9 protein-coding genes and 1 riboswitch are annotated in these 13,295 nt (G+C 55.2%); of the genes, 6 read left to right on the top strand and 3 right to left on the bottom strand.

All coding sequences use genetic code 11. From position 1 onward, the window contains the following. Positions 1-20 precede the first annotated feature (20 nt). The 3 genes from rhmD to ACUZ9P_RS10530 all read left to right on the top strand — a co-directional run bounded on the left by rhmD (position 21) and on the right by ACUZ9P_RS10530 (position 3,459). Complete coding sequence (rhmD, locus tag ACUZ9P_RS10540) at positions 21-1,226, top strand: L-rhamnonate dehydratase (RefSeq protein WP_449249669.1); 1,206 nt, start codon at positions 21-23, stop codon at positions 1,224-1,226. 123 nt (positions 1,227-1,349) lie between these two features. Further along, positions 1,350-2,633 (top strand): MFS transporter, encoded by a 1,284-nt coding sequence (locus ACUZ9P_RS10535; protein WP_449249668.1) that lies wholly within the window; start codon positions 1,350-1,352, stop codon positions 2,631-2,633. Between the two features lie 28 nt (positions 2,634-2,661). Beyond that, on the top strand, positions 2,662-3,459 hold the full coding sequence (locus ACUZ9P_RS10530) for an aldolase/citrate lyase family protein (RefSeq protein WP_449249667.1): 798 nt from the start codon (positions 2,662-2,664) through the stop codon (positions 3,457-3,459). Positions 3,460-3,637: 178 nt separating this feature from the next. On the opposite strand, the gene ACUZ9P_RS10525 is transcribed toward ACUZ9P_RS10530, so the two are convergent. From ACUZ9P_RS10525 to ACUZ9P_RS10515, 3 genes are read right to left on the bottom strand one after another with little or no spacing between them, the layout of a single operon-like run. Then, entirely contained in the window at positions 3,638-4,642 is a 1,005-nt protein-coding gene (locus tag ACUZ9P_RS10525; protein ID WP_449249666.1) for a 4-hydroxy-2-oxovalerate aldolase, read from the bottom strand. A 36-nt stretch (positions 4,643-4,678) separates the two neighbouring features. After that, positions 4,679-5,986, bottom strand: a complete 1,308-nt coding sequence (locus ACUZ9P_RS10520; protein WP_449249665.1) for an MFS transporter — start codon at positions 5,984-5,986, stop codon at positions 4,679-4,681. Positions 5,987-6,023: 37 nt separating this feature from the next. Further along, positions 6,024-6,959 (bottom strand): hydroxyacid dehydrogenase, encoded by a 936-nt coding sequence (locus ACUZ9P_RS10515; RefSeq protein WP_449249664.1) that lies wholly within the window; start codon positions 6,957-6,959, stop codon positions 6,024-6,026. Between the two features lie 268 nt (positions 6,960-7,227). Here ACUZ9P_RS10515 and ACUZ9P_RS10510 point away from each other — a divergent pair, with 268 nt between their 5' ends. The 3 genes from ACUZ9P_RS10510 (at position 7,228) to ACUZ9P_RS10500 (ending at position 13,125) form a co-directional block, all read left to right on the top strand. Then, on the top strand, positions 7,228-9,213 hold the full coding sequence (locus ACUZ9P_RS10510) for a sigma 54-interacting transcriptional regulator (protein WP_449249663.1): 1,986 nt from the start codon (positions 7,228-7,230) through the stop codon (positions 9,211-9,213). 197 nt (positions 9,214-9,410) lie between these two features. Then, a riboswitch (cobalamin riboswitch) is annotated at positions 9,411-9,583 on the top strand. A 122-nt stretch (positions 9,584-9,705) separates the two neighbouring features. Beyond that, entirely contained in the window at positions 9,706-11,970 is a 2,265-nt protein-coding gene (gene metE, locus ACUZ9P_RS10505) for a 5-methyltetrahydropteroyltriglutamate--homocysteine S-methyltransferase (protein ID WP_449249662.1), read from the top strand. A 21-nt stretch (positions 11,971-11,991) separates the two neighbouring features. Then, positions 11,992-13,125: a 5-methyltetrahydropteroyltriglutamate--homocysteine S-methyltransferase gene (locus ACUZ9P_RS10500; protein ID WP_449249661.1), complete on the top strand. Its 1,134-nt coding sequence runs from the start codon at positions 11,992-11,994 to the stop codon at positions 13,123-13,125. The last annotated feature ends 170 nt before the right edge of the window (positions 13,126-13,295 follow it).

The following is a 13,295-nucleotide window of genomic DNA, read 5'->3' as shown; positions in this document are numbered from 1 at the left end:
CAGCAACATGGAGGAAAAAAATGAATCTTCCCAAAATCAAGCAGGTTCGGGCGTATTACTGCGGCGGTGCGACCGCCAAGGCTGCGGGTGGTGGCGGAGACTACCATGATCAGGCAGGAAAGCACTGGATCGACGACCACATTGCCACACCCATGAGCAAGTACAAAAAGTATGAGCAGTCGCGTCAGTCTTTCGGCATTAATGTGCTGGGCACCCTTATTGTTGAAGTTGAAGCGGAAAACGGTGTTACCGGCTTTGCCATTTCCACCGGCGGCGAACTTGGCTGCTTTATTGTCGAAAAACACCTTAACCGTTTCATTGAAGGCCGTTGCGTCAGCGACATCAAGCTTATTCACGACCAGATGATTAACGCCACCATGTACTACTCCGGCTCAGGCGGTGTGGTCATGAACACCATTTCCTGCGTTGATCTGGCCTTGTGGGACCTGTTCGGAAAAGTGCTCGACATGCCCGTTTACAAGCTGCTTGGCGGCGCTGTTCGGGACGAAATTCGTTTTTACGCCACAGGAGCACGTCCTGACGCCGCCCAGAAGATGGGATTCATCGGCGGGAAAATGCCTACCCACTGGGGACCGCACGACGGCGATGAAGGCATTCGCAAAGATGCGGCCATGGTTGCGGAATACCGTGAGAAATGCGGCCCTGATTTTTGGCTGATGCTTGATTGCTGGATGAGCCAGGACGTGAATTACGCCGTCAAACTGGCTCACGCCTGCGCGCCATACAATCTGAAATGGATTGAGGAATGCTTTCCCCCGCAACAGTATGACAGTTACAGGGAACTGAAGCGCAACGTGCCTGCGGGCATGATGGTGACCACGGGCGAACACCACGGCACCATCCAGTCGTTCGGCACACTTTCAGAAACCGGCGTGGACATCATGCAGCCTGATGTGGGCTGGTGCGGCGGTATTACAACACTTACCGAGATTGCGGCCATTGCCAAATCGCGTGGGCAACTTGTGGTGCCGCACGGTTCCTCCGTCTACTCGCACCATGCCGTCATCACGTTCGTCAACACCCCGTTCAGCGAATACCTTATGACCAGCCCCGACTGCCTTGAGGTACGCCCGCAGTTCCACCCGCTGCTGCTCAACGAGCCCGTGCCGGTGAACGGACGCATCAGCAAGGAAACCCTGGACAAGCCTGGTTTCGGCGTTGAATTGAACAGAGCGTGCGACATCGTCCGCCCCTTTGAACACTAGGAAAGGATCGGCCATGGATTCGACGCAAAGGGGTTCCGACCCCCGCTACGAAAATCGGGCCACCGGGTGGCACCCCGGCAGCCCTCTCTCCCATAGCTAATGACCGTGCAACAGGAGCAGAATATGTCACCTGATATTGAGCAGGTTGTCAACAAAACTCGCCTGCGGCTTATTCCTTTCATGCTGATGCTGTATATTCTGGCATTTCTGGACAGGGCGAACATAGGATTCGCCAAACAGGCCTATCAGATTGATACTGGCTTGAGCGACGGCGCTTTTGCCATGGGCGCCGGCATTTTCTTTATTTTTTACGCTGTGCTGGGGGTTCCGGCCAACCTGCTTATGCGAAAATTCGGCGCACGGGCGTGGATTGGCGGCACTACCCTTGTGTGGGGCCTGCTTTCAGCGGCCATGGCCTATGCGGATACGGAAATGAAATTCCTGCTTGTTCGCAGTCTGTTGGGCGCGGCCGAGGCGGGATTCTTCCCTGGTATGATTTACCTTACATCCCAGTGGTTTCCACAAAGCAAGCGCGCTGGCATCATGGGACTCTTTTATATGGGTGCTCCGCTGGCGCTTACCCTGGGTTCTCCGTTATCCGGCGCGCTACTCGAGATGCACGGCTTCATGGGACACCCTGGATGGTACTGGATGTTTGTCATCGAAGGCGGACTGGCTCTTCTCGCTGGTGTGGCTACCTTCCTGTATTTGGACAACACCCCCGCTGAGGCGCGCTTTCTCAGTAAAGCCGAAAGAGACCATCTTGCTGCCACGCTTGCGGCAGAAGAAAGCGGCAAAACAACTTCACGCATCAGCGACGGCATGCGCAATAAAACCGTGTGGCATCTGGCCGTCATTTACATGATCATTCAAATCAGTGTTTACGGGCTGGTTTTCTACCTGCCATCACAGGTGGCGGCGCTGCTGGGTACAGCCGTGGGCTTCAAGGCTTCGCTTGTTACGGCAATTCCCTGGATTGCGGCCCTCTTCGGCACCTATTACATTCCCCGCTATTCAGACCGCACGGGTGAACGGCGTAACATCGCCGCCCTTACCCTGCTTATGGCGGGCATTGGCATTGGCGTTTCCGCGCTGGCAAGTCCGGTTATAGCCATTGTAGCCTTGTGTTTTGCCGCGGCGGGATTTATTGCGGTTCAGCCCGTATTCTGGACAATGCCCACAAGCATGCTCACGGGCGCGGCACTTGCCGCTGGTATCGGATTTACCAATATGTTTGGCGCAATCGGCGGTTTTCTTGCCCCTAACATCAAGGCTCAGGCCGATATTCTGTTTGGCAACAAGTTGGCCGGGCTGCTGACGCTTGCAGTCATCACCATAATCGGTTCCATCGCCATTATGATGTTGCGCAAGGACAAAAAAGCGCAACCTGAAAAGCAGTCGGCATAGCGGCTTACAAAAATAACGAGTACACACCATGAAACAGAAGAACAGGTTCAAGGAAGCCATTTCCCGTGGCGAAGTGCAGATAGGTCTTTGGCTGAGCACCGCCTCATCCTACATTGCGGAAATGGCGGCCACGTGCGATTACGATTGGCTGTTGATTGACGGAGAACATGCGCCAAACAATGTGCAGACGCTTTTGGCGCAACTGCAGGCCGTGGCGCCCTATCCGGCCCACCCAGTGGTGCGCCCCCTTGAAGGTGATAAGGCGCTGCTGAAACAGGTGCTGGATATTGGCGCGCAGACCGTTTTGGTTCCCATGGTGGACACTGCGGACGACGCCCGGCGCATGGTGAATGCCTTGCGGTATCCCCCTCATGGCGTGCGCGGAGTTGGAGCCAGTATTGCGCGGGCTTCCCGCTGGAGCCGCGTACCCAAATACATGGCGCAAGCGGAAGAAAACCTGTGCCTGCTTGTTCAGGTTGAAAGCCGCAAGGCGCTTGAAAATCTGGATGAGATCATTGATGTGGAAGGCGTGGATGGCGTGTTTATTGGCCCTGCTGACCTTTCAGCCTCTCTCGGGCATCCGGATGATGCCGGGCACCCGGAAGTTACGGCAATAATTGAGCGTACAATCCGCCGCATTCGCGAGAAGGGCAAAGCCCCCGGCATTCTCGCCGTGGATCCGGTCATGGCGCGCAAATGCGTTGAATGGGGCGCAACATTTGTTGCCGTTGCCGTTGACACTATGCTCTTTATCGATGCCATGGACAATGCGCTGGCCACCTACAAAAACCTTTCCGGAACTACCGGTAAAAAAAACAGCTACTAGCCTGTGGATATTGCCAAGGTGCTCCCTCGCACCCTGCAACACCGCTGAAGATGTCCCACCCGCGGGGGCCACGCAATGAACGGCGCGGCCCCCGCTTTTTACTGCATAACATAAGACGGTTGCACACATCAAAAAAAAGATCACGCCAGGAACCGCCGTGCAAGGACGGGCGCAAGCCCTACAGGCAACGCGCAGCAGCAAGCTTGGATGCGTGCTGTTTTATGAGATCCTTGGAAGGATTTTTGCGGTTTTCAGCAGAAACGGCCATGGTAAGGCGGAAGATATCCACGCCATACTCCTTTGAAGCTTCGCGCAATGCCGCAGTATTGGAAGAATGACATCCCGCAAGGCCAAACACCAGATCAAGGGGCACGACAGGCGCCCTGTAATTGTGTTTCTCCATGGCGGGCGCAAGCTTTTCATCAATAAACTGCAAAAGAACATTCAGATCAGCCGTGCGAACCCCGAGCCGGTCAAAAACGGCTACCGCGATCTCCGTTGCCAAATTACCCGCGCTGCGAGCCATGCCCATCAAACCACAGTCGATTATGGCGGCACCTTCCCTGAAAGCCGCAACTGCGTTGGGCACGGACATACCCAGATTGTTATGCCCATGGAAACCTACGGGAATACTCACCCGTCGCACCATTTTCTTTACATAGCTGCAGACTTCATCCGGCATCATGGTTCCTGCAGAATCCATAATGGTCACCATATCCACTCCCATATCCTGCAATCGCGCGGCCTCATCGGCCAGCGCATCAGGGCTGAGCACGTAGGCCTTCATCAGTGAATAGCAGGCCTCGAGCTTATGCTTTTTTACCAGTTCAACGGCCTGACGCGCATTGTCGGCATCACCAGCATTGGCCCCTACGCGCAAAAAACTCAGGCCAGCCTCTGCGGCCGCCGCCACACGTGCTTCCGTAGCGTTGCCAGCGAGAATGAACATACCCAAACGAGCCTTACCCACCAGCGGCTTGGCCAGAGCCATGTATTGGGCATCGGTCAGCGGGGCAACCTTGCCCTGCTCTTCGCCCGCGGCAATGCCATTGGCATTGCCGTATTCGATATACCGTACGCCGCAATCAACAAGCCCTTTCAGTATTAGTTCCGTCAGATCAGCCGGAAACCCGTTGCCAAGCACATTGCCGCCGTCACGAAGAGTGCAATCAAAAAGTTCCATATATTTCTCCGCGTACTGTTGTTTAAAGAAAGGCCATTAGCGGAACCGACGCCCTTCAGCGGGGTCGGCCTTCTTGAGAATCAGCAGGTTAACCAGGCCCAGCGCACCCACAAAAATGAGGATGTAAGCGGGAATCATGATGTCGTTGAACTTGGAGATGAGCCACGTGGCCAGAAACGGAGTGGTGGCCCCGCCCAAAACAGCCCCCATGCTATGCCCGAAGGAAACCCCTGTGCTGCGCACGCGGGGCGGCAACAGCTCCGGGTACATGGAATATGACCCAGCCTGGCACAGGGCATAAGGGATCATGGTGGTAACCAGTGCAAATATGGCCATGCCAAAGCTCTTGCCCATTATTGAGTAGCAGGGATAGCTCAGCACAATATAGCAGACGTAGCAGGCCACCAGCGTTTTAACAGGGCCTACGCGGTCTGTGATGAGGCCGAACACGGGTATGAAGAGGGCCGCGCAGGTCACGGCTATCAGCACGATAAAACCAACTTCGGTGGCAGGCATTTTCAGCACTGTGCGCATATAGATGGCGACATACACGGTACCGCAATACGTGCCCACATTCTGAACCAGAGAGTACATGAACAGCTTGCACAGTGAAGCAGGGTACTGACCTATCAGCTCCTTAATGGGGGCCTCAGAAAGCTTGCCCTCATTCTTCATGTTGGTGAAATCGGGAGTATCCTCGATTTTGAGACGCATCCAGAGGCAACCGAGCATGAGGGGCATGGCCACCAGAAAGGGTACACGCCAGGCCCAGCTTGCGCTTTCGCCAACAAACAGATAGGCGGCCAGTCCGGTAAGGCCAGCGGCCCCGGCCTTGCCCAAATTGGCCACGCTGGGCACAAAGGAAAGATACAGGGAGCGGCGTTCTGCGGGTGCCCATTCACGAATGTACGAAGCCGCGCTGCCTATCTCGCCCCCGGCGGAAAATCCTTGCAATATGCGGCAAAGAATCAGCAGGATAGGCGCAGCAATGCCTATCTGATCGTAGGTGGGCAGGCAGCCGATGGCCGTACAGGCCACACCGATAAGCACCACCGTAGCCACAAGCGAAAATTTTCGCCCGTAGCGGTCACCGATGTGCCCGAAAAACAGGCCGCCCAAAGGCCGGACAATAAAGGCCAGACCAAACACGGCCAAGGTGGAGAGCAATGAAACCGTGGGATTGTCGCTGGGAAAAAATTCCTTGGATATGCGGGCGGCGCAGTAACCGTATACTGAAAAATCATAATATTCCAAAAAGGTACCGAATGCGGCGGCCGCAGTGGCCTTTTTTGCTTCACGCAACTTTTGTTCTTCAACCGGCGAGGTTGTATCCGTCTGAGTCATAGCGGAATCCTTTTCGGTAACAGGCTAAAACAAAAAGCTATACCGCATAGGGATAGAGCGGTTTTTCACCGTGCAACACGGCAAGCACATCGTCCACAACCGTATTGCCAACGCGCACAAGCGATTCGTGCGTACTGCCGCCTATATGCAGGGTGCCAATAAAGTTGGGTAATTGCAGGAGAGGATTTTCCATGGTGGGGGGTTCCTGCACAAATACGTCGCTGGCAGCGCCGTAAATAGTCTTGCGCACCAAGGCCTCATAAAGGGCAGATTCGTCAATAACCCCGCCGCGCGCGGTGCTGACGATAACGGCCGTGGGCTTGCAGCAGGCAAACTGCGCGGAGCCTATGAGGCCTCTGGTCGTTTCGGTAAGTGGTACGCTCACGCTGATGTAGTCTGCCTCGCACAGCATGCTTTCAAGAGTTTCATGCAAGTGCACGCCGCGCTCCTTCGCTGTGGCCCCTTTCATATAGGGGTCGTAGGCATGAACCTCCATGCCGAACCCATTCACGGCAATCTGCGCCACGCGTGAACCTATATTGCCGAAGCCTACAAGACCAAGCGACTTCCCGGAAATCTCAAGGCCTGTAAGAGTTGCGGGGGCTATGCGCTCTGCCCCTCGGCGTATGTGCTCCATATTGTCGCGCAGCTTGCGGGCAGTGGCGAGAATAAAGCCAAAAACCAGTTCGGCTACTGAATTTACGTTGCTCAGCGGGGTATACACAACAGGTATGCCCCGCTCCTTGGCTGTGACCAGATCAATGGCGTTCACGCCAACGCCGTGCTTGCCGATAACCTTCAGCCCCGGTGCAGCAAGAATCTGCTCGCGCGTGACGGACGCGGCGCGCACAATGACCGCATCCGCTCGGGAAAGGTCGTTTTTTTCCGGATCATCCCACGCCACTACTTCCGCCACAGCACGCAGTTTGCGCATGGCGCTTTCGTCTATGGGTTCTATGACATGAACTCTCATGGTGTCCTCCCTATGAAACATGGCGAATGCATTCTTGCGCCAAAAAGCAAGAGACATGCCAGTAGAGTCCAGTGGTTGCAGACAGGCGCACACACCTTAAAAAACTCATTAATTACAGCGTATTACAATACTAAAACAGTATTCATCCTTCAGGCTACCTCCAGAATACCGGCGGGTTCAGAATGATGTGTTGCATCTATCTGTTTCATTTATGTTTCACTTGATATACCATGTATCAAAAGGAAACAATTTGCAGATGGAGACGTCCATGGTTCATATCCGCAGGGAAGACATTCTGTTCATCACCCCAAGCGAACCGATTACCAACACTATCAGCAACATTTTCAGCCGCATCGGCGAGAGCTTTCTTGTTTATGAAGCAGCGCTGGAAGATGCAGTGCGCCTTGCCCAAAGCCATATCGACCAGGGGCAGGCCATGGTTGTAGTCAGCAACGGCGGCACGGCTGCCCTGCTTAAAGAAGCCCTCAAAACGCATGTGCTGGAGCTAAGGTATACGAGCGTGGACATGCTGCGCGCGGTCAACCGCGCCTTTGGCCTTGCGGATAAAATCGCGGTGGTGGGATTTGAATCCTTCACCTACAACGCTCTTGCCCTAAAGGATTTTTTTGAAAAACCGGTGATTGTGGAAACCCTGACGGATCTTGCCGATATATCGGAAAGACTGCGGCAGCTCATTGCCAGAGGCGTAAAGGCCTTTGTGGGCGGCTCGCCCGTGGTAAACGCCGCACGGGCTCTTGGCGCGCAGGGCGTACACATCGACATGGATCCGCGCGTCATTCAGGACGCCATTGAAGAGGGCAAGCGCATTGTTTCGCTCCAGAAGGAAAAAGACCTGCGCCTCGGCACAATTAATGCCCTGCTCAACTCCATCAACGATGGCATTATCGGCATTGATGCCTCGGGGCATATTTCTGAGATAAACCGCATCGGCCTTGAGCTGCTTGGCCTGCGGCGGCAAGATGTGGTGGGGCGCGACGTGCGCGAGGTTTTGGGCATGCCCTGGGAATCCTGCATCCAGACGCCTGAAAACGAGCAAGCCTCCGAGGTATGCCTGATAGGCGGCAATTCTCTGGCTGTTACCAGTGTGCCCATCCACGTGAACGGGCACAGCCGGGGCGCGGTGCTTACGTTGCAGGAAGTGCGGCGCATCCAGTCTCTGGAGCAGCGGGTGCGCAAACGGGTACGTGATTCTGGGCATGTGGCCAAAAGCACCTTTGCCGATGTGGTGGGAAAATCGGAATCACTGGAAAAAGCAAAAAAGCGGGCCTTTACCTATGCGCAGTCCGAAAGCACTGTCCTCATTTACGGCAAAACAGGAACAGGCAAGGAGCTATTTGCGCAGTCTATCCACAATGCCAGCGCCAGGGCAGACAGCCCCTTTGTGGCCGTAAACTGCGCCGCTCTGCCAGAAAACCTGCTTGAGAGCGAGCTGTTCGGCTATGTGCGGGGGGCGTTCACTGGTGCCAGCGAAAGCGGCAAAATGGGTCTTTTTGAAATGGCCCACTGCGGCACCATTTTTCTGGATGAAATAAGCGAAATGCCTTTACCCCTGCAATGTCGCCTGCTGCGAGTCCTACAGGAAAAAGAGGTTTCGCGCGTGGGCGACAACAAGGTAACGCCGGTGGATGTGCGCATTATCGCGGCCACCAACCGCAATCTGGCGAAAGAAGTTCAGGCGGGAAGGTTCAGGGAAGACCTGTACTACAGACTGGCGGTGCTCATTCTGGAGCTTCCCCCGCTGGTGGAACGCTTGGGGGATGTCGGCCTGCTGGCGCGGTTCATACTGCACAGAAAATCCAAAGAACAGCACAAACCCATGCCAAGAATAGATCCACGGGGAATGGCGCTTCTGGAAACTATCCCCTGGCCGGGCAATGTACGGCAACTGGCCAATGTTCTGGAGCGAGCCATGGTTATTGCCACGCATGGTGTGCTTTCTGAAGACATCATGGCCGATTCCCTGCGCAGCTGTCACCCATACGAACAGACATGCTCAAACGACGTTGCCCCAGTTGTCAGCCAACAGGACTCCTCTGCCGCCAGCCTTTATGCTCTGGAAGCACGCGCCCTGCGCGACATGTTGCGGCAATGCGGCGGAAACAGAAAAGAAACTGCGCTCCGGTTGGGCATTGGGCGCGCTACGCTTTGGAGAAAAATGAAAAAGTTCGGCCTGTTCGAGCAGGATACTTTGCCCGAAACCAGGGAGGAACCTGAATGGGAAAACAAGCAATAGCACCGGATACAACCATCTGTGCATAGGCCCGCTATCCCACTACTCTGCTCTTCTATGAATCTGCTCCGCTTCATTCTGGTGCTCCTATGGCAGGAGCACTACCTTTCAATGCATATCTTTAGGGGGGCGATTTTAGGCCACAGCATGTGGGTATTGCACAAAGGCGACTGTTGACGAAAAGAACAAAACTATATATCAATTTATCCAGATATTGTGATTAGAAACGGAAGGCAGTGAAAATCTGCCGCGGGCGCGCCACTGTAACCGGCATTTACCTGGGTCATGGTCACTGTTTGCAATTGCAAATGGGAAGGCCAGACTGCCACAGGCCGGAAGCCAGGAGACGACTTGTCACAATTGCTGCGATTGGCGCAGCACGGCAGTACTGTCTCGCGTACAGGCAAATGCCCGGCCTGACGGATGCCCCGCATCCTGTTCTGGACGAACGTGAAATGGACTGCCCTTTCAACTTCTATTGAAAGGAGCATCCCCATGAAAACCCACATTCTCGGGTTTCCATCAATCGGCAGACAAAGAGAGCTGAAACAAGCCCTTGAGTCTTTCTGGGACGGTACCCGTTCCGCCCAATCCCTTATTGAAGTCGCAAACGACCTGAAAAAGCGACACTGGCGCATCCAGCGCGATGCTGGCCTTGCTTATGTGACCACCGGAGATTTTTCGCTTTATGACCGCATGCTCGATATCACTTGCATGCTCGGTGCAGTGCCCGCAAGGTTTGCCGCGGACAAGGCCGACTCACCGCTAGAGAGATACTTCAGCCTTGCGCGGGGTGACGCCCTGCGCAATGTTCCGCCCTTGGAAATGACCAAGTGGTTCGACACCAACTACCACTACCTTGTACCAGAATTTGAAGGCGATGCGCCCTGGCAGGAGGGTAAGCATCCTGTACTGGCAGACACGCTCCTGGCCCGGGATCTGGGCTTTGCGCCCAAGCCAGCCATGATCGGGCCTTTTACCTGGCTGACGCTGGCAAAATCGCGGCACGAGGCACACAAATGGTCGCGCCTTGAGAGCATTGTCTTGGTGTACGCCAATCTGCTGGCCTCGCTCGCCCCTCTCTGCGACAGTATCCAGATAGAAGAACCCGTGCTGAGCACAGAGTTGCTGCCCCCGGCTGCGGTCAGGCGCTTTACCGAAATATACGCGGGTCTCAACGCCGCCTGCGGCAACAGGCTGATGCTCACAACATACTTTGGGCCGCTTGAAAAAAATCTCGCGCTGGCGGTGGATTCCGGCTGCGCGGTGCTGCATGTGGATATGGTACGCGGCAGGGATGAGCTGGGCAAAATCATGGCCGCCATCCCTGATAATATGGCGCTTTCGCTTGGAGCAGTGAACGGGCGTAATATCTGGAAGACGGATTTTGCCCGGATATTGCCGTGCATTGCGCAAGCAACAGCGGCTTTGGGCAGCGAACGGATTCTTGTCGGCTCAAGCTGCTCCTTGCTGCACTCGCCCGTGGATCTGGAGGCAGAAACAGCCCTGCCAGACCATATCCGTCACCGCATGGCCTTTGCGGTGCAAAAATGTGCGGAAGTTGCAAACCTTGGGAAAATTGCGGAACAGGCTAATTCCGAAGGATTGCAGCGCAATACGGCAGACCCGCATGATGCCGCAGCGCATCCCGATCAGTATGTTGAAACTGTGCGGCAGCGGGTTGCCGCCGTCGCCCCTTCGCAACTGCACCGCCAATCCAGCTATCCCGCCCGCAAAAAAGCGCAAGGCTGGCTTGCCTTGCCTCCCCTGCCCACTACGACCATCGGGTCGTTTCCTCAAACGGCAGAAATACGCAAAACCCGGCGCGACTTCAAAAACGGTAGCATAAACGAAGCCGCATACACGGCAGCCATGCAAAATGAGATCCGCCATTGCATTGAAAAGCAGGAACAGCTGGGTCTGGACGTACTGGTGCATGGCGAAGCGGAACGCAACGACATGGTTGAATACTTCGGTCAACAACTGGGAGGATTCTGCTTTACGCAGAACGGCTGGGTGCAGAGCTACGGCAGCCGTTGCGTTAAACCGCCCGTAATCTACGGTGATGTGTACCGCAAAAAGCCCATGACCGTAGCCTGGATACGCTATGCGCAGTCGCTCACGCAAAAGCCGGTCAAGGGCATGCTCACAGGCCCGGTGACCATTCTGTGCTGGAGCTTTGTACGGGACGACCTCCCGCGGGCAGAAGTGTGCAAGCAGATTGCCTTTGCTATCCGAGACGAAGTTCTTGATCTGGAAAAGGCTGGCGTGCGCATCATCCAGATTGACGAGGCCGCCCTGCGCGAGGGTATGCCCCTGACTCGCGCAGCAGCGGAAGATTATCTTCATTGGGCCGTGGAGGCTTTCAGGCTGGCTACCTCAAGCGTTGCCGACAGCACGCAGATACACACGCACATGTGCTACAGCGAGTTCAACGCCATTCTGCCCTGGATTGCCCAGATGGACGCCGATGTCATCAGCATAGAATCCAGCCGCAGCGGCATGGAGCTTCTGGAGGCTTTTGACAGGTTCAACTACTCCAACGAGGTCGGCCCCGGCGTGTACGATATCCACAGCCCACGCGTGCCTTCAACGGAAGAAATGATCGAACTGCTGCACCGCGCACTCAGGCACATTCCAGCGGAAAAACTGTGGGTTAACCCTGATTGCGGCCTGAAAACACGCCAGTGGGATGAAGCGTACCCGTCGCTGGAAAACATGGTTGAAGCCGCAAAAACTGTTCGCGCCACGCTGGCGTAACCGAACATAAAGGATAAATAAATGAAGGCTGAAAAAAACACCGTAGATTTTTGGAACAAACCTCCTTTCCGCGCTGACCACGTGGGCAGCTTTCTGCGCCCGGAATCCATAAAAAAGGCCAGAAAACAACTGCAAGACAAAGAAATCACCCCCGATGATCTGCGCAAGGTGGAAGACGAGGCCATCCGTAAGTTGGTAGAAAAACAGAAACAGTGCGGGCTCAAGGCCGTTACCGATGGCGAATTTCGCCGCAGTTGGTGGCATCTGGATTTTTTTGCTGGGCTTCAGGGCATTCAAAAAACGGCTACCAGCAAGGGCTTTATTTTTCACGGCGTACACACCAAGGCCGAAAGCGTTGAGCTGGCTGGCCCGGTGGGCTTTTCCAACCACCCCATGCTGCGTGATTTTGCCTTTCTTAAATCCTGCGCTGGCGAGCACACGGCCAAAATGACCATTCCTTCACCAGCCATGCTCCACTTTGTTCTGGCTATCCGCAACGAGCAGTTTACCCTGCCCAATTTCTATGGGTCTGAAAACGCGTTGCTGGAAGATATTGCCAATGCGTACAAAGACGCCCTGAAGGCATTTTACGACGCTGGCTGCCGCTACCTCCAGCTGGATGACACGAGCTGGGGTGCCCTGTGCTCCGCCGAACAGCGCGCAGCGCTGACAAAGAGAGGCATTGATCCTGCGGCGTTGGCGGCAAAATATGTGAACCTTGTAAATGCCGCCATCGCAGACCGGCCCTCCGACATGACGGTGACCATGCACATCTGCCGGGGAAACTTCCGTTCCACATGGTTTTCCAGCGGCGGATACGAACCTGTGGCGCAGGAGCTTTTTGGCAGGGCCAGACTGGACGGCTTCTTTCTGGAATACGATTCCGAGCGTGCAGGCGATTTTACGCCGCTCAGGCACATGCGTGACCAGCAGGTGGTTCTTGGGCTGGTATCAAGCAAGACCGGCACGCTGGAAGACCGTGGTGCCATCAGGGCAAGAATAGATGAAGCTGCGCAGACTGTTCCGCTTGAGCAGCTTTGCCTCAGCCCCCAGTGCGGCTTTTCCTCCACTGAAGAAGGAAACACGCTGACAGAAGAAGAGCAGTGGAACAAGATACGCCTTGTTGTTGAAGTGGCGGAAAGCGTCTGGAAGTAGCATGCACACCGGGTCGATGTCGCACGGCCTTTGGGTGATGCAGCAACATTGCTGCCCTAGACTGGCTTGATAAAAAAACGGCCACCTGATGCGCCCCAAGCCCCTGCCCTGCGATTATGCGGGCAGGGGCTTTTGCTGGCAGCTTATACTGGCGCGCCGTTGCCAGATAA

This window comes from Desulfovibrio intestinivivus (genome assembly GCF_053570665.1).
The sequence above is the reverse complement of the archived record's forward strand: the minus strand, read 5'-3'. Positions and strand labels throughout refer to the sequence as shown.

Bases quoted from the DNA above. Each gene is read 5' to 3' on its own strand.
- rhmD (WP_449249669.1), top strand. From the start codon at position 21: ATGAATCTTCCCAAAATCAAGCAGGTTCGGGCGTATTACTGCGGCGGT.
- ACUZ9P_RS10535 (WP_449249668.1), top strand. From the start codon at position 1,350: ATGTCACCTGATATTGAGCAGGTTGTCAACAAAACTCGCCTGCGGCTT.
- ACUZ9P_RS10530 (WP_449249667.1), top strand. From the start codon at position 2,662: ATGAAACAGAAGAACAGGTTCAAGGAAGCCATTTCCCGTGGCGAAGTG.
- ACUZ9P_RS10525 (WP_449249666.1), bottom strand. From the start codon at position 4,642: ATGGAACTTTTTGATTGCACTCTTCGTGACGGCGGCAATGTGCTTGGC.
- ACUZ9P_RS10520 (WP_449249665.1), bottom strand. From the start codon at position 5,986: ATGACTCAGACGGATACAACCTCGCCGGTTGAAGAACAAAAGTTGCGT.
- ACUZ9P_RS10515 (WP_449249664.1), bottom strand. From the start codon at position 6,959: ATGAGAGTTCATGTCATAGAACCCATAGACGAAAGCGCCATGCGCAAA.
- ACUZ9P_RS10510 (WP_449249663.1), top strand. From the start codon at position 7,228: ATGGTTCATATCCGCAGGGAAGACATTCTGTTCATCACCCCAAGCGAA.
- metE (WP_449249662.1), top strand. From the start codon at position 9,706: ATGAAAACCCACATTCTCGGGTTTCCATCAATCGGCAGACAAAGAGAG.
- ACUZ9P_RS10500 (WP_449249661.1), top strand. From the start codon at position 11,992: ATGAAGGCTGAAAAAAACACCGTAGATTTTTGGAACAAACCTCCTTTC.